Origin of the sequence: Methylorubrum sp. POS3 (genome assembly GCF_043352485.1) — a bacterium.
GTDB lineage: Bacteria > Pseudomonadota > Alphaproteobacteria > Rhizobiales > Beijerinckiaceae > Methylobacterium > Methylobacterium suomiense.
The window spans coordinates 3,061,828-3,088,086 of record NZ_JAPRBT010000001.1 but is presented as its reverse complement, the minus strand read 5'-3'; the positions used below and the strand labels follow the sequence as shown (position 1 = coordinate 3,088,086).

General features: G+C 67.4%; 16 protein-coding genes, 1 tRNA gene, 1 pseudogene and 1 riboswitch. Of the genes and pseudogenes, 9 read left to right on the top strand and 9 right to left on the bottom strand.

Features of this window, described 5'->3' with window-relative positions:
* Positions 1 to 147 precede the first annotated feature (147 nt).
* The 4 genes and pseudogenes from OWC43_RS14315 to OWC43_RS14300 all read left to right on the top strand — a co-directional run.
* On the top strand, positions 148 to 1,596 hold the full coding sequence (locus OWC43_RS14315) for an alpha/beta hydrolase (protein WP_393957126.1): 1,449 nt from the start codon (positions 148 to 150) through the stop codon (positions 1,594 to 1,596).
* Positions 1,593 to 3,143 carry a GMC family oxidoreductase gene (locus OWC43_RS14310; RefSeq protein WP_393957125.1) on the top strand — a complete coding sequence of 517 codons (1,551 nt, stop codon included), beginning with the start codon at positions 1,593 to 1,595 and terminating at the stop codon, positions 3,141 to 3,143. Before OWC43_RS14315 ends, OWC43_RS14310 begins: the two co-directional genes overlap by 4 nt.
* A gap of 1,082 nt (positions 3,144 to 4,225) precedes the next feature.
* Positions 4,226 to 4,492 carry a hypothetical protein gene (locus OWC43_RS14305; protein ID WP_393957124.1) on the top strand — a complete coding sequence of 89 codons (267 nt, stop codon included), beginning with the start codon at positions 4,226 to 4,228 and terminating at the stop codon, positions 4,490 to 4,492.
* Positions 4,489 to 5,066, top strand: a pseudogene (locus OWC43_RS14300) (transposase); the annotation flags it as partial. The gene OWC43_RS14305 and the pseudogene OWC43_RS14300, both read left to right, overlap by 4 nt.
* Before the next feature lie 188 nt (positions 5,067 to 5,254).
* Here the strand turns inward: OWC43_RS14300 and OWC43_RS14295 are convergent.
* Positions 5,255 to 5,331: transfer RNA gene (locus tag OWC43_RS14295), tRNA-Arg, on the bottom strand.
* A gap of 509 nt (positions 5,332 to 5,840) precedes the next feature.
* On the opposite strand from OWC43_RS14295, the gene OWC43_RS14290 reads away from it, so the two are divergent.
* The 3 genes from OWC43_RS14290 to OWC43_RS14280 are packed head-to-tail and all read left to right on the top strand — an operon-like array spanning position 5,841 to position 10,632.
* A complete protein-coding gene (locus tag OWC43_RS14290; RefSeq protein ID WP_238308761.1) occupies positions 5,841 to 6,785 on the top strand; it encodes an endonuclease domain-containing protein in 945 nt (314 codons plus the stop codon).
* Complete coding sequence (locus OWC43_RS14285; protein ID WP_137829893.1) at positions 6,782 to 7,435, top strand: hypothetical protein; 654 nt, start codon at positions 6,782 to 6,784, stop codon at positions 7,433 to 7,435. Before OWC43_RS14290 ends, OWC43_RS14285 begins: the two co-directional genes overlap by 4 nt.
* A complete protein-coding gene (locus OWC43_RS14280) occupies positions 7,432 to 10,632 on the top strand; it encodes a helicase HerA domain-containing protein (RefSeq protein ID WP_393957123.1) in 3,201 nt (1,066 codons plus the stop codon). Before OWC43_RS14285 ends, OWC43_RS14280 begins: the two co-directional genes overlap by 4 nt.
* A 514-nt stretch (positions 10,633 to 11,146) precedes the next feature.
* Here the strand turns inward: OWC43_RS14280 and OWC43_RS14275 are convergent.
* Genes OWC43_RS14275 through OWC43_RS14265 form a run of 3 tightly spaced genes read right to left on the bottom strand, consistent with a single transcriptional unit; the run spans position 11,147 to position 14,922 of the window.
* Entirely contained in the window at positions 11,147 to 12,109 is a 963-nt protein-coding gene (locus OWC43_RS14275; protein WP_393957122.1) for a TIGR03885 family FMN-dependent LLM class oxidoreductase, read from the bottom strand.
* Between the two features lie 17 nt (positions 12,110 to 12,126).
* Positions 12,127 to 13,971: a glycoside hydrolase family 15 protein gene (locus OWC43_RS14270; RefSeq protein ID WP_393957121.1), complete on the bottom strand. Its 1,845-nt coding sequence runs from the start codon at positions 13,969 to 13,971 to the stop codon at positions 12,127 to 12,129.
* A 57-nt stretch (positions 13,972 to 14,028) separates the two neighbouring features.
* On the bottom strand, positions 14,029 to 14,922 hold the full coding sequence (locus OWC43_RS14265) for an SMP-30/gluconolactonase/LRE family protein (RefSeq protein WP_393957120.1): 894 nt from the start codon (positions 14,920 to 14,922) through the stop codon (positions 14,029 to 14,031).
* 347 nt (positions 14,923 to 15,269) lie between these two features.
* On the opposite strand from OWC43_RS14265, the gene OWC43_RS14260 reads away from it, so the two are divergent.
* On the top strand, positions 15,270 to 15,767 hold the full coding sequence (locus tag OWC43_RS14260; protein WP_137829887.1) for a hypothetical protein: 498 nt from the start codon (positions 15,270 to 15,272) through the stop codon (positions 15,765 to 15,767).
* 206 nt (positions 15,768 to 15,973) lie between these two features.
* On the opposite strand, the gene OWC43_RS14255 is transcribed toward OWC43_RS14260, so the two are convergent.
* From OWC43_RS14255 to OWC43_RS14235, 5 genes are all read right to left on the bottom strand, one after another.
* On the bottom strand, positions 15,974 to 16,747 hold the full coding sequence (locus OWC43_RS14255) for a pirin family protein (RefSeq protein WP_393957119.1): 774 nt from the start codon (positions 16,745 to 16,747) through the stop codon (positions 15,974 to 15,976).
* A 1,042-nt stretch (positions 16,748 to 17,789) separates the two neighbouring features.
* Positions 17,790 to 20,204 (bottom strand): EAL domain-containing protein, encoded by a 2,415-nt coding sequence (locus OWC43_RS14250; protein WP_393957118.1) that lies wholly within the window; start codon positions 20,202 to 20,204, stop codon positions 17,790 to 17,792.
* Positions 20,205 to 20,513: 309 nt separating this feature from the next.
* Positions 20,514 to 22,040, bottom strand: coding sequence for a tripartite tricarboxylate transporter permease (locus tag OWC43_RS14245; RefSeq protein ID WP_137829884.1), 1,527 nt, complete (start codon positions 22,038 to 22,040; stop codon positions 20,514 to 20,516).
* 190 nt (positions 22,041 to 22,230) lie between these two features.
* Positions 22,231 to 22,728, bottom strand: coding sequence for a tripartite tricarboxylate transporter TctB family protein (locus OWC43_RS14240; RefSeq protein WP_137829883.1), 498 nt, complete (start codon positions 22,726 to 22,728; stop codon positions 22,231 to 22,233).
* Between the two features lie 218 nt (positions 22,729 to 22,946).
* A complete protein-coding gene (locus OWC43_RS14235; protein WP_137829882.1) occupies positions 22,947 to 23,933 on the bottom strand; it encodes a tripartite tricarboxylate transporter substrate binding protein in 987 nt (328 codons plus the stop codon).
* A gap of 794 nt (positions 23,934 to 24,727) precedes the next feature.
* A riboswitch (guanidine-I (ykkC/yxkD leader) is annotated at positions 24,728 to 24,838 on the top strand.
* 404 nt (positions 24,839 to 25,242) lie between these two features.
* Here OWC43_RS14235 and OWC43_RS14230 point away from each other — a divergent pair.
* Positions 25,243 to 26,250 (top strand): ABC transporter substrate-binding protein, encoded by a 1,008-nt coding sequence (locus OWC43_RS14230; RefSeq protein ID WP_137829881.1) that lies wholly within the window; start codon positions 25,243 to 25,245, stop codon positions 26,248 to 26,250.
* The last annotated feature ends 9 nt before the right edge of the window (positions 26,251 to 26,259 follow it).

Genomic DNA, 26,259 nt, shown 5'->3' with positions numbered 1-26,259 from the left:
CGCCCACGGCGGTTCAGGCCTCGGGCCGGGAAAACGGAGTCGTCGCGCCCCACGCGAAGGCGGCACCACCCTGCATCCGCCGCGGTTCATCCCGCCTGCGATGTCGCACTGGCTTGAACTAAGTTAAGCTCGCGCGATGTCCGGCGCATGACCGAACGCGCCCCCGACACACTGTTCTGCCTTCACTTTCTCGGCGGAAGCGCCCGGACGTGGACGCCTCTCGCCGAGGCTTTGGCCGGGACCATGCGGGTCGTCCCCCTCGATCTGCCCGGCTTCGGCGACGCCCGCGAAGAAGGCGGATACAGCGTCGATGCGATGGCCGACAGGATCGCCGCGGCCATCGCTGCCCAATCCGGCCCCTATCGTCTCGCCGGCCACAGCATGGGCGCCAAGGTCGCCCTCATCCTCGCCCGCCGGGCGGAAGATGGAGATCCAAACCTTGCCGGGCTGAGCGGCCTCGTGCTGGTCTCAGGCTCGCCGCCGAGTCCGGAGCCGATCCCGGACGACCGGCGTAACCAAATGCTGTCGTGGATCGATGCCGATCCCGAGACCCGTGCCAGGGAAGCCCGCACCTTCGTTCGGGCCAATGTCGGCGGCTCCCTCCCGTCTGACCTCGAAAATTTGGCGACGGACGATGTGCTCCGGGCCGCCCCCGCGGCTTGGAAGGCGTGGCTCAACTCCGGTGCCGACGAGGATCTCTGCCGCCGGGTCGGCGTGCTGCGTACGCCTGCGCTGGTCTTCGCCGGCAGCGAGGATGCCGATCTCGGCCCCGACGCGCAGGCGGCGCTGACCCTGCCCCACCTCGCCCACGGCCACCTCGTCACCGTCGATGGCGTCGGCCACCTGCTCCCGCTCGAACAGCCGGACGCGCTCGCGCGGGCGATCCTCGATCATGCCGCCAAGCCTCGCGAGCCCCGCGCGGCCCCGCCCGCGATTCCCCCGGGCTACGCCGACCTGATCGCCAGCGACCGGGTGAATTCCCGGCTGCGCTCGGCCCTGAACGAGCGGGCCGCGGCCGACGACCCGGCCTATACCCCGCAGGCCCTCGATCCGGTGGAACTCGCCATCCTGCGGGCGGTCTTCGCGCGGGTCCTGCCGGTCGCCGGCCTCGATGTCGCGGCGCGGGTCGATGCACGCCTCGCCGCCGGCGGGGGCGACGGCTGGCGATTCATGGCCCTGCCCGCGGACGACAAAGCGTATCCCGCCGCCCTGCGCACCCTCGATGCCGCCGCCCGTGCCGCCCATGAGCGCCCCTTCGTCGTCCTCGCCGGGGATCGGCAGGACGCGCTTCTGACCCTCGCGCAGAAGGGCAAGCTCACGGTGCCGCCCTCCCTCGGTGGGAGGCTCGACGCCGACCGGATGCGGTTCTGGTTCGAGGATGCCCGGGCCGATGCCGCCCGCCTTTACCTGTCCCACCCGGCCGCCCTCGCGCGGCTCGGCTTTTCCGGCATCGGGGCGGGGGGCGACAGCCCCGATCCCATCGCCCAGGGCCTGCGGGGCTTTGCCAATACGAGCCTCGATACGCCCGAGCCTTGGGAGCCAAAGCCTTGGGAGCCCGAGCCTTGGAAGCCCTTGGCCGAGGAGTCCGCACGATGAATCTCGACACGATGCGGATCCATTCCGAGGACGAGACGGTCGATGCCGTCGTCATCGGCACCGGGGCGGGGGGCGCGCCCGTCCTCGCCATCCTCGCGGCGGCGGGCCTGAAGGTCGTCGCCCTGGAGGCTGGGCCGAACTTCACGCCGGAGACATTCGCCTTCGACGAGACCCTGGCCGATGAGATCTACTGGACGGAGGAGCGTCTCAGCGGCGGCTCCACGCCCGAGGCGTTCGGCGGCAACAACAGCGGCACCGGCGTCGGCGGCTCGATGCTGCACTGGGGCGCCTTCGTCCCCCGGGCCGATGCCCGCGACCTGCGGCTGCACACCGAGAGCGGTGAGGGCGTCGATTGGCCGATCTCGCATGACGCGTTGCGGCCGTTCTACGAGCGGGTGGAAGCGTTCCTCGGCGTATCAGGGCCGCCGAGCTACCCGTGGGATGCCGAGCGCCGCTATCCTCTGCCCCCGGTGCGTCGCAACGGCCCGGCCGAGCTGATGGCCGGGGCCTGCAAGGCCCGGGGCATCCGCTGGGCCGACGCGCCGGCGGCGGTCGTCTCCCGGGATTTCGAGTCCGAGGGCGGGCCGATGCGCCAGGGCTGCATCAATTGCGGCTTCTGCCACCAGGGCTGCCGCACCGGCGCCAAGGCGAGCATGGACGTCACCTACCTGCCGCTCGCCGTCTCCCACGGCGCCGAGATCCGGCCGGAGAGCTTTGCCCACGGATTCGAGCGGGATCGGGACGGCCGCATCGCGGCGGTGCTGTACACGAGGGACGGGCGAGAGCGCCGCCAGCGCTGCCGGGCGGTCTTTCTCTGCGCGGGGGCCGTCGAGACGCCGCGCCTCCTGCTGCATACCGGCCTCGCCAACGGGAGCGGGCAGGTCGGCCGCAATTACATGGGCCATGTTGCGACGCAGGTCTGGGGCACCTTCGATCACGAGGTGCGGATGAACCGGGGCTACCCCTCCTCCCTGATCACCGAGGATTTCATCCGCCCGAAGGACGCGGACTTCGCGGGGGGCTACCTGATCCAGAGTCTCGGCGTGGTTCCCGTGACCTTCGCCAACGCCGTCGCCCGCGGCCGCGGCCTGTGGGGGCAGCCGCTCCTCGACTATCTCGGGCGCTACAACCACCTCGCGGGGATCGGCATCAACGGCGAGACGCTGCCCTGCGACGCCAACGTGCTCACCCTCTCCGACGAGACCGACGCCCGCGGAATGCGCAAGGCGCGGATCGATTTCGGCTACAGCACCAACGAGAACCGGCTGAACGTCCACGCCACGAAGGTCATGCGCGACCTCTGGGAGGCGGCCGGCGCCACGGACATCTGGGTCCTGGAGCGCGTCGCCCACACCCTCGGCACCTGTCGGATGGGCCACGACGACGACACGGCGGTCGTCGATCCGCACGGGCGCAGCTTCGAGATCGACAACCTCTGGATCAGCGACGGCTCAACCTTCCCGAGTTCGCTCGCCGCGAACCCGGCCCTGACGATCATGGCGCTGGCGCTGCGGACGGCGGAGCGGTTCCTGGCTTTGGGGCGGTAGCCCGTTCGCTTCCGCTCGCTTGTGCAAGGATCGCCGCAACATACGAGTGAGGGGCCAGCGCATGTCCCTCCTCTGCGGGGGAGCGTGGTCACTGCAGCAACAGGGGTCGCGCGAGGGGAACGACGCTTCTAAAAAAAGCGCGCAGCGGTCGTTCAGCGGGCAGAATGTTGAGCGGCAGTTTTCCACCCGTATCAGATGGAGTGCATTCCTTTACTCCCTGCCATTTTGGCATTTTTACATGACAAGAAATAATGCATGCAGATCAATCCGTACAAGCGTTTGCGGATTTGCTAAGATTCATTGCCTGACCATGACCAAATGACACTCGTAAAGAAACACATCTTATTTAATAGGTGTCATGCAGACAACGCGCAAACCGCGCTCCTGTCTGCGCATGAAGCCAATTATTTTTCTCAAACTCTTTTTTAAAGAAATATAGCCCGTCGATGTGGGCTATAAAATATCTCAAAGCATTTTTCTGTACCGCGATTGTATGCAGCACGCATAAAGTGACACCAGGATGAAGATCGTTGTCGTACAAGCCCATGAGGTAGGGGCCACTACGAGTAAAAATTCCCCACACCTCTGGCATCAATCTGAGGTTAAAACAGCTTCAGGCGAGAAACCGCCATCGAACAAATGTGGCGCTATGACGGGTCAGCCACAGTCAGGCGGTTCTCTACGTGCAACCCCCGTAACGTCCGCGAACCACTCAAAGCAGGCCCTCGCTGCGGCCGCTTCCGCGCAGTCTTACGAACCGTATGAGCGACTACGGAGCTACCGATCAGACCATAATTACCGAGAAAGTGGATCCTTGCCGTTTCAAGGTCGCTTCTTGGGTGAACGGTTCGACCTAGAGAAATGGCAAGCCTTACGCCGATCCCTCAACATCCTCAGGCAAGCCCGAACCCAACTCACCCGCTTCCTCAGCGATCCCGGCGCCGATCTCAACGTCCTCGACGACAAGCTCAACAGCACACTTCGTAGTCCTGGCTTTTTGGGAAACCTTTCGGCGCTTCGAGCGTAGCGTTGGCTTTAGGCATCCTGCCAGAGGACCGAGCGCGATGGAACCGATGAAACCCATGAAGCCGATGGAGCCGATGAAGGGCTCAAAGCCCTGGTGGCCGCAGGAACTCGGCCAACCCTCGACCAGCGGTGGCCAGGACGGTATGCGCTACGCGTTCTTCCCCGATCAGCAGCGGCTCCTCGTCGAGACCGACGGCAAGCTGGCCAATTACGACAGCGGCGACCACCGCATCAGCGGCGTCTCTCAATCGAACGGCCGGGCACCGAGCTTCACCACCCAGGATGGTGATGTGAATGTAAACGACCTGAAGGTCGTGGATTGAGGGACGTTCCGGCACGCAAGCGGGTCGAAGCCGTGATCAAGAACATCCGCCGAGCCACGCGTCGGCAATTCACGGACGAGGAGCAGATCCGCATCCTGCTGGAAAGCCTACGCGGTGAGGACAGCATCGCCGAACTGTGCCGGCGCGAGGGCATTGGCAGCTCGATGGACTACGGCTGGTCCAAGGAGTTTCTGGAAGCCGGCAAGAGGCGGCCTTCCGGTGCCACGCCTCAAGCCGTCACCGCCAACGAAGTCAAGGAGTCGCATCGTGAGGCAGGTGCGCTGAAGGAGGTCGTGGCCGACCTCGTTCTCGAAAACCGCCTGCTCGAACAAGCATGAGCAGGGCTTGGGTGCGACGAGGCATGAGGTATCCGGCTCACAAGAAACGGGAGATCATCCGGCTGGTCGAGCCATCCCATCTCCTGGTGCTCGCCACCCTGGAGAAGCTCGGCATCACCCGCGCGCCGTTTTACCGGTGGTACGACGCCGACCAGGGTGGCGGCCCCGAGGCGCGGGCCGACCGTCCATCCCGCCCCTGCCGAGTCTGGAACCGCCTACCGACCGAGATCCGTGACTTAGAGCGCCTAACAGAACCGTCTGACCTGGTTGATGGTGATGAGGCTTGCGGCGAGGCTGGTATAGCCGCCGACCGCCACGCGTCGCTCGGCCGCACTCTCTGGCGTGAAGGCTCGCGCTGCTTCCGCAGAGCATCCGCAAACCCCTCACGGGTATGGCTGGATACCAGCTAAGTCAATGAAATGATTGGCGCACCCGACACGATTCGAACGTGTGACCTTTGCCTTCGGAGGGCAACGCTCTATCCAGCTGAGCTACGGGTGCTGAGCCGTTCCGTGAGTAGCCCAACTGGGCGGCGCGCGCAACGCCGCTGAGCGGGGGAAATGAAGATCCCGATCGCTCAAGGGGATGAACGCGTGGCCCTCCTCAGGCAAAGGTCACACGGTCGAATCGTGTCGGGTGCGCCGGAAGACGGCGGTGGGGACGCTCAAGCGGAGACAAGTTCGGTGCGGCGCTGTGAGGCACGCGGCGTGTGCCGCTATCGTGCCGTCAGTAGCCCTCGACGAACAGCGCGAGCCAGGCACTCCAGTTTGTCCATCCGCCGTTGGGGTGGATCAACCAAGACATCTGACTGAAGTGCTGGGGCACTCATCAACGCTCGCATCAGAAGCAACCTGAGGATGCGAATTCAGTAGCCAGGATCATATGCCTGTGATGAAGTGCCGAGAGCGATGGCTGCCCGGCGATGGCTCAACGGTAGCCGCCCTCCGCTCCACGGCTTCGGTTTGCGACCATCCCTTTATCCTGACGATGCGGCGCGGCCGCAGATCACGGTGAGCGATCTGGTTCGAGGCATCGTCCGCCTCCGGCCGGGGCAGCGCATGGTCGTCGTGGGGATCGACCGCGAGGGCGTCGGTGCCCTCGTCTCGGAAGCGGTCGATGGCGACCGCAGCGCGCTTCTCGTCTCGGGTGAGAAACCTCTCGCTCCCCAGGCGATCATCGACCGATTGCTCGATGATTTGGCCGAATTAGCACTCGCTCGGTGGCCACACTGGCCGGCCCCGGTCGGGGATGCCGAGCCGATCGCAGAAGCCCCCTGGCTGAAGGCCGCCTCCAAGCGGGCCCGGCTAGGCCGGCTGCCGCGTTTCCATCGGTTGGCACGGGAGCTCGAATTCACTCGCTTGCTCACGGTGATCGATCCGGCCGGCATCGTCCTGATCTGGGAGGTCGATCCCGCCTCGACCCAGCGGGCACGTCCGGTGATCGAGGCGCTCGAATGGTGCACGCGGCATGGGGCGGCCCTCGTGGTGGCCCTGACCGTGCCACCGGCCGAGACGACACCCTACGACCGCATCCTCTACGGCGCCGTCGACCTCGTCCGCGCGGAGCCTGCAGCCGTCGCCCGCTTCATCGCGCCGGCCGGAACGCACCCTGCCAGCGCCATCGAGAGGCGGGTCGCTGCCGCCCTGGAACTCGACGCCGAACTCGCAGGCCTGTTCGCCTGCAATGCGGCGGTGCCGGTCGGAGACTGGGGCGTGCGACCGCGGGTCGACTTGCTCTGCCGCACCCATCGCGTCGTCGTGGAACTCGACGGGCCTGAGCATCGGAGCGAACCGAAGTTCAGCAACGACCGCCACCGCGATTACGAGTTGCTGACCGCGGGCTATCTCGTGCTGCGCTTGACCAACGATCAGGTGGCTGCCGACCTGCCGCTGGCGATCGAGAAGATACGCGCCGTCGTCCGTCTGCGGCGTGGCACGACCGAGGAGGAGCGATGAGCGGGACGCCGACATCCAAGCAGGCCCTGATCCTCTGGTGTCTCCTCGGTCGGCACGGGAGCGCCCTGCAGAGCACCCTGGTGCCGCGCATCGATCGGGCGGATCGGGAGGCGTTGATCGCTGCCCGCTACCTCGAGGCCGAGAAGCAGGGCCGCTCGCTGCTCCTGACCGTCACCGACCGGGGCTGGGCCTGGGCCGGCGCGCATATGGGCGAGCCCCTGCCGCCGAACTTCCGCGTGCTGCAAGATTGGCTTGAACGGCTGCAGGCCGATCTCGCCGCGACCGGGCGGACGCTTGCCGACCTCGTGGGGACCCCACCCGAGATGCCGTCGGCGGCACCCGCGCGCAAGGCTGCCCCCAAGCGCACAAAACCGCCCACTCCGAAGCAGCTCCGGGCCCGGATCGAGAACGCCTATCTCGCGCTGACGGGCGGAGAGCGGGCGCAGGCCGTGCGCTTGAGCGCCCTGCGCGCGCATCTCGGCGACCTCGACCGCGCGACGGTCGATGCCGGGCTCGCGGCCATCCTGCGTGGCGACAGGACGGCGCGGCTGAGCCAGTTCAGCGACCCGAAATCACTTGACGCGGCCGAGCGCGCGGCGGCGTTCAGCCCGGCGGGCGAGCCCTTCCACATTCTCTGGATCCAGTCATGACGGACGCCCTCGACGCCCTGCGCCGGGTCGATTTCGACTGGGTGCGCACGCTCGACAGCATCTGGCTCGACACGCCGCCGACCGGCGGCCCGAACGAGCGGCTGGTGCCGGAGATCGTCGCCGACCTGCACGAGAGGGCCCGTCAGCCCTCCGACCGGGCGATGGGCCGCGTCCTCGTCGGCCAATCCGGCGTCGGCAAGACCCATCTCGTCGGGCAACTCCGGCAGGAAGCGTGGCGTCGCGGCGGCTGGTTCGTGCCCCTCGATGTCCTCGGCCTCACGGATTTCTGGCGGAGCGCCGCACTCAGCTTCGTCACCGCCCTTTTGCAGACGATGCCCGACGGGCGGCGGCAATCGGATGCGGTGCTCGCCGGTGTGGCGCGCCGCTTCGGCGTCGAGATGCAGGTCGAGGCTGCCTTCAACACCCCGAACATGGATGCGCGCCGGATCGTCGACGTGCTGGTGCGCGCGCTGATGAGCGTGGACGCGGCCCGCGCGCTCAAGCATCTCGATGTCTTCCGCGCGCTCTGCCTGTTGCGGTCGCAAGATTTTGGTGTGGTCGGGCTCGCCCATGCCTGGCTGCAGGGCTACGAGGCCGATCCGGCAGAGCGGGCCGCGCTGGGCTTCCGGACGCCTCCGCCGGCCCCGGTCGAACTGGTGCGCGGCATGTGCTGGATCATGGCGCTCAGCGGGCCGACCCTCATTTCCGTCGATCAGATCGACGGCCTCATCGAGACGAGCCGGCTCGCGGCCGAGGACGGAATCGAGGCGGAAGCCGGCCTCTCGGAGGTGCTCGCCGCGGGCCTTCTCGAACTCCACGTCGTCTGCGACCGCAGCATGACCGTCGTGACCTGTCTTCAGGAATCCTGGCAACGTCTCACAGCGCGGGCCATGGCACCGATGCGCGAGCGCTTCACCGAGGCGGCGGGTCTGATCGGCATGAACGTGCAAGCCGCCGCCATCGCGCTGGTCGCCGGCCGGTTACAGCCGGCCTATGCGGAGGCGAGCTTCGCGCCGCCATCCCCGACCTGGCCGTTCAGCGAGCGTGCCATCGCGGAGGCGTCGGAGTCGGCGATGATGCCGCGCACGCTGCTGATGCGCTGCGATGCCTTCCGCCGCCGCTGCCTCGCGGCAGGCACGGTGTCCATCTGCAACAGCTTGGTCGAAACAGCAGGCGCCGCGGCGCCCCCACCCCCGACTGCCGAATTCGACCTTGCCGCCGCCTGTGAGCGGGCCGACATCGCCCACATCCGCAGCGACGAGGACCACTGGCTCGGGCAAGTGCTACGCGACGCCTTCGACCTCTACGCCCTGGAGGACGACCCCGACGATGCCCTCGACGTCGCGAGCAAGGGCGAGCCCGACCAGAAGATCCCGCCGTTGCACGGCCGGCTGATCTTCATTCACCGGGATCAGAACGACCGCGAGCGACACGTTTGCTATCGGGCGCTCCAGCATCAGAACGCCATCGCGTTCCAGGCCCGCTTGCGCGCGGCGTTGACGGCCTCGGGCATCTCGGCCCGCATCCCCGACCGGGCGCTGCTGCTGGTGCGCCGCGGGCCGATGCCCGGCGGGGCCAAGACGAAGCAGCTCTTCGATGCCTTCACGGCTGCGGGCGGTCTGCTGATCGACCCGTCCGAGGAAGATCTGCAGGTCTTTGTGGCCCTGCGCGATCTTCGAGCGCGGGCGCAGGAAGAGGGCGCCTCCGATCGGTTCGAAAGTTGGCTCCGCGCGGAGCAGCCGGTCGTACGCACTTCTTTGTTTCGAGCCGCCGGTCTCGCCCACGGCCCGAGCGGCGGCAGGCCGGATGAGGCGCTGGAAGTCCCGGCTTCGGCTGACCCTGTCCGAGAGAACGCACCGGTCCCTTCCGCCGACGCGCCGCGCGCGCCGAAAGCGACGGCGCGCAGCCCCGAGTCAGGGAGCGCGCCCCACGCTTCCCCCGGATCTCCGATGCCCGCGATCAGGCCGGAGGCGATCCCGGTCGGGCACCGCCTGACGCCCGACGCCCCCGGCGTCAGCCTGCCGCTGCGCCTGCTCCCCCGGCACACTGCGATCATCGCGGGCTCAGGGTCGGGCAAGACCGTTCTCCTGCGCCGCCTCGTCGAGGAAGCCGCGCTGGCCGGGCTCCCGGCCATCGTGATCGATCCCAACAACGATCTCTCGCGGCTCGGCACGCCTTGGCCCGAGCGGCCGAAGGGATTTTCCGACGAGGACGCGGGCAAGGCCGCCACCTATCGTGCGGCGGTCGAGGTCGTGGTGTGGACGCCGGGCGTGCATGCCGGCAATCCGCTGTTCCTCTCGATCCTTCCCGACTTCTCGGAGTTGGGTACGGACCGCGACGAGCGCCAACAGGCGATCGAGATGGCGGCCGAGACGCTCGGGCCGCTGGCGGGCGCCAAGACGAACCTGCTGCGCGGCGTGCTCGCCGATGCGCTCCAGCATTTCGCCAACCGAGGCGGCGGCAAGCTGCCCGACTTCATCGCCCTACTGGCGGATCTGCCCGACGGAATCAGCCAGATCGGCAATGCGGCGAAGCTCGGGGCCGGCATGGCCGATCAGCTTCACGCCGCCGTGGCGACGAACCCGCTTCTGAAGGTGGCAGGCACGGTGCTCGACCCGCGCCATCTGTTCTTCGGACCGGACCCGGCCCGCACGCGCATTTCCGTCATCAATCTGTCGGGGCTCGGCTCGGAGGCGGCACGCGAGGACTTCGTGAACCGCCTCCAGATGACGCTGTTCGGCTGGATCAAGAAGAACCCGTCGCCGCGCGGCATGCTCTACGTGCTGGACGAGGCCCAGACGTTCCTGCCGGCTCAGAGAGCCTCGCCGAGCCTCGGCAGCGGCATCAAACTCGTGGCGCAGGGCCGCAAGTATGGTCTCGGGATGATCGTGGCGACGCAGGTGCCCCGCGGCATCCACAATCAGGTCGTCTCGAACTGCACCACGCAATTCTTCGGTCGGCAGAGCGCGCCCGCCACCATCGCGGCGGCCCAGGAGATTATCGCCGCCAACGGGGGCACGGCTGCCGATATCGGCAAGCTGGGTGCGGGCGAGTTCTACTTCGCCACCGAGGCTTCGGGACGGCCGGCCAAACTGCGCACGCCGATTTGCCTCTCCTATCATCCGGCCAATCCCCCGACGCCCGAGGAAGTTGTTCGGCAGGCAAAGGTATCCGCGCCGCAGGAACAGATGCCCTGATCGCTCCAAGGGACGCGTAGCCCTCCTCAAGCAAAGGTCACATGTTCGATTCGTGTCGGGTGGCGCCGGTCAATCAAGGGAACGGGTTGCGAGCACGGGAGAATAGGCGTCGCGGCGCTGATGCGGTGCGCGGCGGGTGCCGCTGTTGTGCCGGCAGAGCGTGCTGCAGGGGCTGGATGTGGACGCAACACGAATCGTGACGCCGTAGCAGGCAGATGATCTCCGGAAGCACGCGACATGATCTTCTACGCGCATTCCATTCCGGGCCGACCGGAAACGGATCGAGAGCCGCGGTCGGATCATCTCTCGTGTCGCCGCGACGTGCTCAAGGCACTCGAGCAGACCTACGGGGAACAGACAGTGGATGGCGAGCCCTACGTGCCCCTGTCACGGCTTCAGGAGCCAGCAGCGCGAGAGTGAACGTGCGCAACCGGCCAATCGATGATCGACTGGATACGCGATGGGGTGTGATTGTCCTGATAGATAGAAGCTCCCGGTCGCGCTCTGATGTCTGTCAGAGAGCGAGCTGCGGCAGCACGCGTTGCCCGAACGCCTCGATGAAGGCCTCCTGGCTCGCGCCGACCTGATGGACGATGATCTCGGCGAAGCCCAAGGCGGCGAGGTCGTCGAGCCACGCCGCGTGCTGCCCGAGATCGTGCGAGATGCGCACGCAGGCATGCATATCCTCGGGGCGGACGAAGCGAGCAGCAGTCTCGAACTCCTCCGGGCGGCGCAGCTCCCAGTTCACGTCGCCCTCGATGGCGTTGCTCGCCCACTGGGCGTGGGCTTCCGCCAGCGCGCGGGCCGGATCGCGGTCCCAGCACACCTTGGTCTGGAGGAAGACCGGCTTGCCCTCGCCACCCCCTTCGCGGAACGCCTCGATCACGGGGCGCAGCTTGTCCGGCTCGATCCCGACGGTGACGAGCCCGTCCGCCCAGGCACCGACCGCGCGGGCGCTGGCCGCGGTGACGGCGCCGCCCAATAGCAGCGGCGCCTTGTGCGGGCGCGAGTAGAGGCGCGCATCGACGACGGTGACGCGACCGCGGTGCGTCACGCTCTCGCCCTCGAATAAGGCGCGGATGATGCCGGCGCACTCGGCGAGCCGGGCGTTGCGCTCGGCCTTGTCCGGCCAGGGCAGGCCGGTGATGTCCTCGTTGAGGCGCTGCCCGCTGCCGAGCGCCAGCCACAGGCGCTCGGGGAACATCTCGGACAGGGTCGCGGCCGATTGCGCAAGCACGGCCGGGTGATGCCGGTAGCCCGGTGCGGTGATGATGCCGAACGGCAGGCCGGTCGCAGCCATCGCGGCACCGAGCCAAGACCAGGCATGGCCCGAATGGCCCTGCACCCGGCTCCACGGCTTGAAGTGCTCGGAGGACATCGCACAAGCAAAGCCCGCCGCCTCCGCCGCCCGCACGTAGCGCAGGAGGGCCGAGGGCGCGTGCTGCTCGTGCGAGGCGTGGTAACCGATGCGTGCCATGCTCGTCTCCGGTCTCGTCACTCTGCGCCACCCGCGATGCAGGGCGCGCGTCGGTCGTCGGTCTCGCGCAGGGAGCGGTCGGCATAGGTGCCCTGCACCGCCGCGCGCCCGCCGTGCTCGTAGAGATCGAGCATCAGCGCGCTGTGGATGAAGCCGAGATGGCTGAAGGCCTGGGGGAAGTTCCCGAGGAAGGACCCGTCCTCCGCCGCTTCTTCGGCATAGAGGCCGACATCGTTCCGCATCGCCCGCAGCGCCTCGAAGCGGGTGCGGGCGTCCTCCTCGCGCCCGAGCCAGAGCAGGGCGTCGACGAGCCAGAAGGCGCAGAGCAGGAAGGTGCCCTCGTGGCCCGGCAAGCCGTCGTCGTTCCGGTAGCGGTAGACGAGGTGGCCGTGGCCGAGCCGCTCGATCACGACATCGACGGTGCGGGCGAACACCGCCTCGTCCACGGGGAAGCCGACCATCGGTGCGATCAAAAGCGCGGCGTCGACCGCGTCCGTGCCGAGATATTGCGGATAGTAGCCGTCGCGGTGCACCGCCTCGCCGTTGACGAAGGCGACGATCCGGTCGCGCTCGCGGCACCAGTCCAGCCGCTCGCCGAACAGGCGGATCGCCCGGTCGAGGGCGACCCAGTTCATGATCGCGGCGTGCAGGTAGCGCTCTTCCGGCTTGCGCGGCTCCCACAGCCCGGCATCCGGCTCGTGCCAGTGGGCCGCCGAGATGTCGGCCAGCCGTGCGCCGTGCCGGCGCATGTCGTCCGACAGCGTGCCGCCGAGGCGGTCGTAGAGGTAGAGCAGGTCGAGCACCTGCCCGTAGGCGTCGGCCTGATGCTGCTCGGCGGCCTCGTTGCCGTGCTGCACCGGCGCACTGCCGCGCCAGCCCTCGAAGTGAGCGATCTTGCGCTCGGAGAGATCGGCCTCGCCGGCGATGCTGTAGAGCGGCTTGAGCTGCCCCTCCTCGCGCTCGCACAGGGCCGAGACGAAGCCGAAGAAGGCCTCCGCCTCGCGCGACATGCCGAACTTCTTCAGGACGTAGAACGACAGGCAGGCGTCGCGAATCCAGCAGAAGCGGTAGTCCCAGTTGCGGATGCCGCCGATCTCCTCCGGCAGCGAGGTCGTGGCCGCGGCCACGATCGCCCCGGTCGGCTCGTAGGTCAGGCCCTTGAGCACGAGGGCCGAGCGCATCAGCTCGCCCGCGAGCGGCCCGACATAGGCGGCGTCCTGCGTCCACAGCGCCCAGGCGCGGCGCGTCTCCTCCATCAGGGCGCGGGCGTCCGGCGGAGTGTCGGGCAAGGCATCGAGGCTGTCGGCGAGGTAGAGGGCGAAGCTCTGCTCCCCGAGGGCCTCGACGCTGAAGCGAGCCACCGCGCGGTCACCGTCGAGCGAGAGGTTCACGCTCGTGACGAGGCCGGGGCAGTCCGGGGCGGTGACGCGCCCGCCATCGACCTTGAGCGGCGCGAAGCTCTCGGCGAAGCCCGCGAGGGGGCGATAGGTGGCGATCATCGCCACGCGGCCGGAGATGCCGGTGACGAGACGCACGAGGCGTGGCCGACCCGCGCCGCCCTCCGCGCCGACCATGAAGTCGTGCAGGGTGACGAAGCCGGTCTCGGTGGTGAAAGTAGTCTCCAGCACGTTGCTGCGGCTCAGGTATTGCCGCGCCGTCTCGAAGCGTCCCTCGGGCCGGATCGTGAAGTGGCCGCCGCGCTGCCGGTCGAGCAGGCGGGAGAAGGACGGGTCGGCGTCGAACCGCTCCAGGCAGGCCCAGTCGATCGCTCCATCGCGGGCGACGAGGGCGCAGCCCTCGCAATTGCTGAGGAGGGCGTAGGCTTCGATCGGCTGATACGGGCGGTCTTCCGCGGCAGGCATGCAGGCTCCTCCGGCGGCACACTCGGCCGCCCTTCTCAATCGTCGGTTCGGGACGGATCAGGCGTCGAGGCGGAAGGCCGGCTCCAGCAGGCCTCGGACGCCGACATCGACGAGGAAGGTGCGGCCATGCTCGGGGTCGGCCGCGCGCTCGTCCGCGTCCATGCCCTCGTAGCCGCTGGTGACCAGAAGGCGGTCGAGGGTGCGCCCGGCGAAGGTCGGGCAGGTCGGTTGGTGCACGGGGACCGGCACGGTGCGCACCCGCTCGCCGTCCGGGCTGTAGGCGTCGAGGCAGGCCGCACCGAAGCGCGCGGTCCAGACCAGCCCGTCGGCATCCACGGCGGCGCCGTCGATCCCGCCCTCGCCGCCGCTGTGATCGTAATGGGTCTCGGGCTCGCCCGTGGGCAGGCCGGTGGCCGGATCGAGAGCGACGCGGCGCAGCACGCCCTCCTCGGTGTCGACGAAGTAGCCCGTCGCCCCGTCCGGCGAGAAGGCGATGCCGTTCGGGATCGTGAGATCGGTGTAGAGCCGCGTCACCCGCGTGCCGGCGACGTGGTAGATCGCGCCTCGCCCGGTCTCGGCCTCTCGGCTCATGGTGCCGATCCACAGGGCGCCGGAGGGATGGACCCGGCCGTCGTTGGAGCGATTGCCGGTGTTCTCCGCCTCGAGCGGGCACAAGCGGCTCAGGGCGCCGTCGGCGATCGTGCGGACATAGAGCCCGTCCTCGGCGGAGAGCAGTTGCCGCCGCGCGTCGATGGCGGCGACATCGCTGGCCAGGAAGGGCAGCGTATGGATCCGGGCCGGGCCGTCATCCCCGTGCAGGGATCGTTCGAACAGACGTGCGTCGAGGATGTCGACCCACCATGCCGTGTCGGTCGCCGGATCGTAGCTCGGGCCCTCGCCGAGATGGCAACGGCTCAGGTCTAAAACTTGGATCGACGGGGCAGAGGCCAACGCGACAACCTTTTGCTGGATTTGCGAGCGTTGACGCGCGCTTTTGATTTAGGTTCCAGCAAATTCACTGTCGTTTACTGCATGCGTTGCCGCCGAGATTATACGATCAGATTTCGCAATTCATCCTGCCTGCGTCATTGGGCCGTAGGTGGCCGCCGCGATACTAGTGGAATGATCCGGTGGATTGCCGCGCGAGCGAAGATGAACGGTCGAACGGGCCGCTTCATCCCAACACACCCGTGCCGTCGTGCGCATGGGCACGATGGTGCCGCCCGGCCGCCGGCGAGACGCAACATCCGGCCCATGATGCTGTTGGCGAGGCATCAGCATGACTGGATGGAGGATGCATGTCCGTATCGCGACGCCGTGAGCAACGACTTCTCGACACCCACGAAGCCGAACTGGTCGCCCGCTCGCATCGGCCGGACCTCTCGGCCGCGGATGATGCGCAGATCTCCGAGTTGATCAGGCTTCTGCGTGAACGGCGCGACCGTGCCCGGGACGTCTCGCGCCGCCAGCGCCGCGAGGTGCGGGGCAAGGCGGCTCCCTCGGGTGCTCGTCCAGCCTCGGACAACAGCGGCACCCGTGAGAAGGCGGCGCTCCTGGCCGCGGCGGTGAAGCGGGTCAGCAAGGAGCGCGAGCGCCGCCGCAGCACGACGGCCTCCCACGCGCGTCGCGCCCTCTCGATGAAGCGGGCCGCGGGCGATCCCGCCGCGAACCGCCCGATGTCGCGAACCTCGAGCCGCGGCATGCACCCCGTAGCCGACGACACGAGAGCGCCGTCCGGGGCACTCAACGAGGAAGGGCAGGAGATCGCGCGGCGCCGTGGCGGCGGCCCGCGCTAGAGCCTCGGCCCGAAAGGTGGGAGCCGGCTTTCGGAAAAAGCCGATGCGTCACAATAACCGAGAGCATCGTGCCGGATCCGATATCCGACACGATGCTCTAGAGGCACGATGCGTCGGGCAATCCTGGCCGTGCGCGGTCGATCATCGCCGTGGTGAGACGGGCAGCCGCCGATGCGCGCTCGCGCATCGGCGGCTGCCCGGACAAACTATGACCGGGCTCGGGCGGCCATACGCTGAACCGTCTCGCCGTCGCCGACGGTGCCGCCGCGACAGATCGGGGCGGCGGGATCGACGACGAAGGCCACGACGAGGGACGCCGCGGTGGCGTGGAGACGGACCTCCGCACCGTCCGGGCAGAGACCACTCTCGGCCTCGCCGAACGTCTGCCCCTCGGCTTCGACGCAGCCGGAGAAGACGAAGAAGTAGGTCTGCCAGCCCGGCCGGGCCGGCAAGACGGCGATGTCGCCCGACCCCATCCGGATGTCGTGGCAGTGGACGGCGTTGCGCACGGTGAACCGCGCTCCGCCCCCGCTCGGGCCGAAGACGTGACGCCACACGTTGATGTCGGGCTCGGGCAGGCGCCCGTGTTGGATCTGCGGTTCGAGATCGGCGGCGTGGGGCCGCACGAAGATCTGGAGCATCCGCAGCGGTGGGTCGTCGGCGCGTGTGCGCTCCTCGTGCTGGAAGCCGCGCCCGGCATTCATGACCATCAGGTGATCGACATCGACGGTTAGATGTTCGCCCTGCGGATCGTCGTGGCGCATGACGCCGGCAGGGACCCAGGAGACGATCTCGTCCTGCACGTGCTCGTGGAGCTTGATATGCGTGCCGGGAGCCAGAAATGACTCCATGATCGTCGCCAGGGGCCCGAGGCCGTGGTCAGAGTGACCTCGTTTCAGGTGCCCCGGAAAGTAGGCCCGGGCCACGAACCCATCGCTGTCGATGGCATCCTCGGTCGTCCGCTCGGCTTTTTCGATCATCGAATTTCGCGTCGCTTTCAGCGTCGGGCACCCACGCGGGATGCTTACGCTCGACAACACTCTCGACGGCTCCGGGTGCCGGTGCCGACTTGAAGTGCACGCATCGTCACGACCCGCATCGACCAGGGCTACGTGCCGATCATGAGACCGGAAGCCAGTCCATCTCGTCGTCACGAAGTGAGGATGCGCCGAGGATAGCGCGACGAAGCTCGCGGGCGCGGAAGGCATTCCCTTGCCGGACCGGCAGTTTTTCTAAGACTTCGCTCCGCCCTTCGACCCGCGTTGTCCGAGCTCAGATCGGATGTGCCGCGCGAACTCCACGTCCGCATGCGCCGAAGGAGTGCCGTGATCGGGTTGCTGTTTCCTACACCCAACCGCTCGCCGATGCGGCCCAATTGCGCCGCGGAGAGCTCCCGGCGCCGTAGACGTCGATCAGCATCGAGCTAATTTTTTGATTTTGCAGGAGGCACTTCGCGGGCTGGAGAGCTGAGGCTTGGGCCTTCGGAGGGCAACGCTCTCTCCAGCTGAGCTACGGGTGCTGAGCCGTTCCGTGAGTGGCCCAACTGGGCGGCTCGCGCAACGCCGCCGAGCGGGGGAAATGAAGATCCTGGCGGCAAGCCCACCTCGGTTCGCCTGGTCGTAAGACATGAGCCGCTAGAAGCGAGCCACAGCGCCATCAATGGGCAGCGGGTCGCCGGACCCGACTGGTCCCGGCTCCTCGTGTTCCAGGTCCCGAGGCTTGATCACCGGCGCAATGTCCGGGGGAACGTGATGCTGGGGCTGGCGGCCCGCGGCGTTGCGAGGTCCGAGCGCGTGGCCGGCATTCTCGGCAAGCCGATCTGATCCTGCGGCGGCACAAGCGGCCCAGCGATCTTGGACGCGAACCGGCCCGCATGCGGCTCCGCGAGCCTGTGCCGGCCTCAAGCCTCGGATCATGAAGGATCGCACGGGTCGTCCAACGAAGATCCGGAGGGGAAAGACCGTCAGGAGGCTGCGGCCCGGCCGATCCCCCTCACGACCAAGCCCTGCCGGGGACGCGCCGTTACGCGGCGGCTCGGGCCGGCTTGCGGACGAAATCGAGCGCCTCTTGGGCCGGGAGCGGCTTGCTGAAGTAGTAACCCTGCACCTCGCTGCAGCCCTCCTGGCGCACGCACGCGAGTTGCTCCTCTGTCTCGACCCCCTCGGCCGTGATCACAGCACCGCGCTGTGTGCCGATCCCGACGATCGCCTTCACGATCGCCGCCGCATCCGGATCGGTGATGTCGCGGATGAAGGATCGGTCGATCTTGATCTTGTCGAAGGGGAAGCGGCGCAGGTAGCTCAGCGAGGAATAGCCCGTGCCGAAATCGTCCATGGCGATGCGCACGCCGAGCGACCGCAGGCGGTGGAGGCAGGTGATCGCCGCCTCTGCATCCGCGATCAGGATGCTCTCGGTGATCTCGAGTTCCAGCCGCTGCGGCGCGAGGCCGGCGGCCGCGAGCGCGCCGATGACGGCCTGCTCGAAGCCGGGCTTCTGGAACTGGACCGCCGACACGTTGACCGACACGCGCAGATCACCCGGCCAGCCCGCCGCCTCCCGGCAGGCTTCCTGCAAGATCCAAGCTCCGAGCGGCACGATCAGCCCGGTATCCTCGGCGAGCGGGATGAAATCGATCGGTGAGACCATACCCCGGCTGGGATGCGGCCAGCGGATCAGCGCTTCGAAGCCGCAGGGCCTGTCGGCGGCGAGGTTGATGATCGGCTGATAGTACAGGACGAAGCCGCCCTCCCGCACCGCGTTGCTCAGGTCGCGCTCGAGGGCGGTGCGGTCGGCGACGATCCCGTCCATGCCGGGCTCGTAGAAGCTCAGGGTGTTCCGTCCCGCGGCTTTGGCCCGGTAGAGGGCGATGTCGGCGTTCTTGAACAGGCCATCGGCGTCCTCCGTCTCCGAGGTTCCGAGGGCGATGCCGATGCTGACACCGATGCGAGCGTGGCTGCCGTCGAGGTCGATCGGGGCACCCACGATCTCGATGATGCGTTCCGCCGCGGCATTCACGGCCTGGGGTTCGTCGAGCCAGGACAGGATGATGGCGAATTCGTCGCCGCCGAGCCGGGCGACCGTATCGACGTTGCGCACCACCGAGATCAGCCGATCGGCGACGATGCGCAGCAGCGCGTCACCGGCCGGATGGCCGAGCGTATCGTTGACGGACTTGAACCGATCGAGGTCGCAGGCGAGCACCGCGAAGCTGCCGCCGTAGCGCCGCGCATTGGCGAGTTCCTGGTTGAGCCGGTCGCGGAACAGCAGGCGGTTGGGCAGGCCGGTCAGGGCGTCGTGCATCGCCATATGCGCGATCTGCAATTCGGCTTCCTTGCGCGCGGAGACGTCGCGCAGGGAGGCGACCCAGCCGCTCAGCCAATCGGTCGTGAGACCTTTCGTCCGGCTGATCGACACCTCGACCCAGACATACCCGCCGTCCTTCCGTCGGTAGCGCATCTGACACGTCGTCTGCTCGATGCGACCGTGCCTCAGATCATCGAGAACTTTGCGGAAATCCTCGGTCTCGTCCGGATGCACCGAGTCGAGCGCCGGTGTTCCCACGAGTTCGTCGGGCTCGTAGCCGAGCAGCCGCGGCGCGGCGGGCGAGACGTATTTGTGCGTCCCGTCGAGATGACACCAGATGATGACGTCGGTGGTGTTCTCGGCGAGCAGCCGGAAGCGTTGCTCACTGGCGCTCAAGGCCAGGTTGGCCCGGCGCATCCGGTCGGCGAACAGGGCCAGGATGGCGAATCCCAGGATGGTGAGCATGACCGCCGCGACGCCGAAGGCGAGCGTGAGGCGCGGCAGGCCTCGATCCGTGCCCGGGTGGGCCAAGTCCGGGACGATTTCGACGGCTGCCATGGCGGTGAAGTGGAGACCGGCGATCGCGACGGTCAGGAGAGTGGCGGCGATCGCATTGGCGTGCCGGATCTGCGGGCTCGCGAAAACCGTGAAGGCCGCGGCGGCGATCGCGCTTCCGCTCAGGAGGGACGCGAGGACGAGGGGCCAGGTCCAGACGAGGGCACCGGGGACGTCCACCCCGGCCATCCCGGTGACATGCATGGCCCCGACGCCGAGCCCGAACCAGAACCCCGCGATCGCCGCCTGCCCCGTTCCCTCGGCCCTCCTCAGCAGGGTCAGCGTCCCCGCCGCCGTCACGACGCCCACCGACAGCGAGGCCACCGTCAGGCGCAGATCGTAGCCGAGCACGACGCCCGGGTCGTAGCCGAGCATGCCGATGAAATGCGTGCTCCACACCCCGGCGCCGGCGGAAAAACCGGCTGCCGCGAGCCACATCCAGCGGCCGACATCGCGCCCCTCGCGGGACTGCCGGACGAGGCGCAAGGCAGTGTGGACAGAGACCCAGCAGACGAGGGCGGCGAGGGGCACGACCCAGGCGGTATGCTGTTCCGTCAGGCAGACGATGGTGCGGAACATGAGTGTATTACAGTCCTGCGCGGACCCTCACTCTCATGCGGCAAAGCTTAACGAAATGCGCCCACGGACAATGCAAAAGTGAAAACCAAAAACATCACCTGAGCGTTCGACGGCAACTGCTCTGCGTTGTCGGGGCCTTTCTCAGGAACAGGCTCCGGCGACCAGCATCGCGGGAAGGTCCGGATCGGATGACGGGGGCGGAGCGCCGCTTCGCAGGCGGCGCTTGCGCATGCCGGGCTCAGATTCTCGGCCATCGCGGCGCCGGCTCGAGACGAGGACCCGCGACGCGCATCTGGGCAAGGTCGCGGCTCAGGGCGAGAGGGGCGAGGGCCGGGTCAGATCAGTCTTGCGCCCGAACCGCTTGCGAAGATCGCTCAGCGGCCCCCAGAACAGGAGCAGCACGGCGAGGATCATGAGGGTCGAGACTAGGCCGTTGGAGAAGAAGATCGACAGGTCGCCGCCCGAGCCGAGCAGGGCCTGCCGGAAGGCGTCCTCGGCCCGGTCGCCGAGGACGAGGGCGAGCACCAGCGGCGCGAGCGGATAGTCGAGCTTCTTGAACACGTAGCCGACCACCCCGAAGGCCAGCATCAGCCAGATGTCGAAGCTCGAGGAGGCCACCGTGTAGGCCCCGATGGCGCACACGACCAGGATGATCGGCGCGACCAGCGCGAAGGGAATGCGCATGATCGCGGCGAAGACCGGCACGGTCGCCAGGACGATCAGCAGGCCGGCGAGATTGCCGAGATACATCGAGGCGATCAGGCCCCAAACGAACTCCTTCTTCTCGACGAAGAGCATCGGGCCGGGCTGGAGACCCCAGATCATCAATCCGCCGAGCAGCACCGCCGCGGTCGCCGAGCCGGGAATGCCGAGCGCCAGCATCGGCAGCAGGGCCGAGGTGCCGGCGGCGTGCGCCGCGGTCTCCGGGGCGAGCACGCCCTCGATGTCGCCGCGCCCGAACTGCTCCGGCTGGCGGGAGAAGCGCCGGGCGAGCCCGTAACCCATGAACGAGGCTGCGATCGCGCCGCCGGGGGTGACGCCCATCCACATGCCGACGACGGAGGAACGGATCAGCGTCGCCCAGTAGCGCGGCAGGGAGGCCCAGGTGCGCAGGACCACGCCGAGATCCATGACCGCCCGCTTGCCCTTGAAATGCAGCCCCTCCTCGATGGTGAGCAGGATCTCGGACACGCCGAACAGCCCGATCACCACGACGAGGAAGTCGAACCCCTTCATCAGTTCGGTCGAGCCGAAGGTGAGGCGCAGGTCGCCCGAGATCGTGTCCATGCCCACCGCCGCGAGCAGGAAGCCGAGCGACAAGGAGACGACGATCTTGGCCTTGTTCTCACGGCCCATGCCGACGAACGAGCAGAAGGTGAGGAAGAACACCGCGAAGAATTCGGCCGGCCCGAAGCGCAGGGCGAACTTGGCGACCAGCGGCGCCACGAAGGTGATCAGCACCACCCCCGACAGCGCGCCGATGAAGGAGGCCGTGAACGCCGCCGTCAGCGCCTCGCCGGCCCGGCCCTGCTGGGCCAGGGGGTAGCCGTCGAAGGTTGTGGCCACCGACCACGCCTCGCCGGGAATATTGAAGAGGATCGAGGTGATCGCGCCGCCGAACAGGGCGCCCCAGTAGATCGACGACAGCAGAATGATCGCCGAGGTCGGGTCCATCCCGAAGGTCAGCGGCAAGAGGATCGCGACGCCGTTCGGCCCGCCGAGGCCCGGCAGCACGCCGACGACGATGCCGAGCAGCACGCCCACCACCATGAACAGCACGTTGTGCCATGTCAGCGCGACCTGGAAGCCGAGCAGGAGCTGGTTGAGGTCTTCCATCGGGTCACTCCGCCGCGGGCCGGCCGTATCGAAACGTCTTCAGGCGAGGGCATCGCGGTTCGGGGTGCCGTCGCGTCGATGCATGGTCTTGGTGCGATCCTCGGATGACGAGGCTCTCGATCTTCATCGCGGCCGTGTCGCCGCATCGGCTGTTTTCCGAAGGCCGGCGCCCACCTTTCGGGCCGCTGCTTCAGTAGCCGAGGAGGGCCTCGATCGGCCCCTTCGGCAGGGGAACCCGGAACTGCAGTTCGAACACCCAGAAGGTGACGAGCGGCACGAGCACGACGGCGAGCGCGGTTTGCCACCACCGGAACGTGCCGAGGGTCAGCATGAACAGCGCCATGAACAGGGCCGAGGCGAGGTAGATGCCGAGGACGGCGATCCCCAGCACGTAGAGGAAGAGCGGCACGAAGACCTGAGCGACCATTCGAAGCTGGCCGTAGGTGACGAAGACGCTGTCCTCCCGGCGCAGCGCGCTCACGAGCGCGAAGATCGCCCCGATGGCCAGGATCGCGGCGACGCGAGCCGGAAAGAAGCCGTTCTCCGGCCCGTTGTCCCAGCCCGCGCCGCGCCCGTAGGAATCCCACAGACCCAGCGCCGCGATTCCCAGCAGGAGGAGCGCGACGACGATCTCGACGGCGCGGCGCGACAGGCCGCGCTCGGCGAGCGGGGGAGAAGCTTCGGTCATGACAGGCTCATCCAGAACAGGCGTTCGTCTCAACCGGAGGCGCCGCTCGAAGCCTTGTCCGTCGATCGGGATGACGGGCGAGGGTCCGGACGCATGTCGAAAGACGGTGGAGCGACCTGAAGTCACGACCCGATCACGCTGAACCGGGCCGATTATTCAAATCCTTGTTCTGCCGTGCATCTTTCGCTCAACCGGCCTTTGTCTCGGCGGAGGATGCCTCAATTGGTGGCGATGAACCCGGCCTTGGTCATCAATTCCTTGTGCTTGCGCTCATCCTCGGTGAGGAAATCCACGAAGCTTTGACCCGAGCGGAAATCCGGCACCAGCGCGTTGCGCTCGAGATACGTCTTCCATTCCGGCGTCTCGATGACCTTCTTGAACAGGTCCACGTAGAAGGTCTGCTGTTCCGCCGTCACCTTGCCGGGCATGAACATGCCGCGCAGCATCTGATACGAGACGTCCAGGCCCTGTGAGGCACAGGTCGGAATATCGGACCACGCCATGTCGGCGGTGATCTTCTGCGTGTATTCCATCGGCTTGGGCGAGAAGGCGCAGAGCGGCTTGACCGCACCGGAGCGCCAGTTCGCGATCTCCTCGGCCGGATTGTTCATGTTGGCGTCGATATGGCCGCCCGCGAGCTGCACCGAAGCCGGGCCGCCACCCTGATAGGGCACGTAGGTGATCTTCGCGCCCGACGTCTGTTCCATGATCACGGAAATCAGGTGGTCTTCGCGCTTCGAGCCGTTGCCGCCGGTCTTGAGCGGGGGGCTCGCGACCTTGGCGGCCTCGATGAAGTCCTTGGCGGTCTTGTACGGCTTGGCGCTGTTGACCCACAGCACAAAGACGTCCTGCGCCAGCATCGCGATCGGCGTGAAGTCCTTCCAGTTCACCGGAAGCTTGGTGGAGAGCGGCGTCATGTAGATGCCGCTCGATGTGGTGATAAGCTTGTGCGGGTCGCCGGCGGATTTCTGGATGTCGAGCATCGCCTCGCCGCCGGTGGCGGCGGGCTTGTTGACGATGATGATCGGCTGCTTGACGAGGTTGTTCTTCTGAATGGCGCCTTGAATCGTGCGGGCCATCTGATCGGAGGATCCGCCGGGCGCGAACGGAACGATGATCTCGATCGGCTTCGTCGGCTCCCATGCCTGCGCTGCCGTGATGGGCAGCAACACGGTCGCGATCACGGTCGGCACGACACTCTTCATAGCGCTTCCCCTTGCGGTGCTCGTTTCAGCACTCGATCGTGTTGTTCACGCATCGAAGACCGATCACGCCCTGGCTGCACCGCGAGGTCGCTCCTTATGCGGAGCGTCCCTCATCGATCCATGTTCCGATGAGCGACCGATCAACGACAGGCACCGGTTGGCGAGGCCGGGACGCCTGATGTGAAGCAATTGAATTTTGAATTATAAAACGCGACGACGCAAGCGGTGGAAGCGTTTTTTTGCATGCGCCTTACATTCCGAAAACGCGCGATGCTCCCTGCCTTTGGCTCGGCAGCGTGTTTGGGTTCCGTGGTTCGACGCTCTGCTCAGCGCTCCACCCCTGTTGGTCCTATGCAGGCGAGAGCGTGTTGCGACGGGGTCCCGCGAACAGCGCCTGTCCGCTGTCAACGACGGAACCCGGGCCGGACATCCCTTTCCCGGACGCGAATGCGTCCGATTGCCGGCGGGGTCAGGCCTCTTCTCGACCTCCCGTGTCTCGTCTTGGGGTGCGCCTCAGGCTCGAAATGCGCTCGTTCCCGCCCAGCGACCGCTTCTGCGCCTGGATTGAATGCGGAGGACGCAGCGTCGAACGAAGGCGCGGGGACGCGTCACCCCGGGCCTTCGGGGACGGAGACCTACGATTGAAGAAACAACAGGCTCACAGACTTGGCGAAAATCCTTGCCGCCAGCGCTCGCAGCCGGACTAAAACTTCAGCATCGTCCGACGAAAAATGATGCAAGCTTGAAGCAGCGCCTGATTGACCCTGCACTTCAGCGAAGAGTACCAATCATGACGAGTTGACCGCTAGGGTTCCTGCATCGAATTCGGTGTGAATGGTCCGAGAGCGGTCGCCGCGGCGGGAGACATCCGCCCGGATGCACGGCGGGATAAAAGCCCGGGAGACCTCACTGGCCAAGGGATTGGCAGGCGGTGGTCTTGTGCAATCCCTTCATGCAGGAAGGGAATCTATGTTGCCCTCTCGAACGATGTGTTCTGCGATCCGGCGGCGCGAGACGCCGGTGCCGATCGTCGCCCCGCAGCGCCCCGGCATCGCTGCCTAGAGCCCTGTGCCGCGTCGGCTTTCTCCGAAAGTCGATCGCCTCTCGAGCCGATCCTCCCGAGCGCATTCCGACGAAGCGGGAGCCGGTTCGTCGAGAGACTGCGCGGCACGACGAGAACTGAGAGCCGCGCCCCCATTCAGGTCCCGCCGCGCCCCGGCCTCCCGGCCGGGCTCTGAGCGCGCGGCGTCAGGCCCGAGTCCGCTTCCCCGTCAACCCGAGCCCCGAGCGGCTCCCTTGGAGACGAGACATGCGCATCCCGACCCTGATCTCCGGCTGTCTCACCGGTGCCCGGCGCGGCCTGTCCGCCCTGGCGCTGGCCGCGAGCCTGATGGCGGCGCCCGCCCTGGCCGCCGAGCCGCTGCGGATCGGCTACAGCGATTGGCCGGGCTGGGTGGCGTGGCAGGTCGCCATCGACAAGGGCTGGCTGAAGGAAGCGGGCGTCGAGGCCAAGTTCGAGTGGTTCGACTATTCCGCCTCGATGGACGCGTTCTCGGCGGGCAAACTCGACGCGGTGACCTGCACCAACGGCGACGCCCTCGTCATGGGCGGGAACGGCGCCAAGAACGTCATGATCATGCTCACCGACTACTCGAACGGCAACGACATGATCGTCGGCAAGCCGGGCGTGAAGTCGCTGTCCGATCTCAAGGGCAAGAAGGTCGGCCTCGAGGTCGGTCTCGTCGAGCACCTTCTCCTCATCGACGGCCTGCAGAAGGCTGGGATCAAGGAGAGCGACGTCACGCTCGTCAATGCCAAGACCAACGAGACGCCCCAGGTCCTGGCCTCCGGCGACGTCGCGGCCATCGGCGCATGGCAGCCGATCGCCGGACAGGCGATGCGCGGCGCGGCGGGCGCCCGACCGCTCTACACCTCCGCCGACCGGCCCGGCCTGATCTACGACGTGGTGACGGTGACGCCCGCGAGCCTCGCGGCGCGCCGGGCCGACTGGATCAAGCTCGTCGGCTTGTGGGACCGGGTCGTCGATTACATCGAGAACCCGAAGACGCAGCCCGACGCGGTGGCGATCATGGCCGCCAAGGTCGGAATCGAGCCGGCGGTCTTCACCCGCTTCCTCAAGGGCACGAAGCTGATGCGGCTCGCCGATGGCCGGGCCGTGATGAAGGACGCGGACGGGTTCGGCTCCCTCTACGGATCGAGCCGGCACGCCGACGCCTTCAACGTCAAGTTCGAGGTCTACAAGACCGCGCAGGACGTGAAGAGCTACATCGATCCCGCCCTCACCGACGGCAAGTGAGGCGGTGAG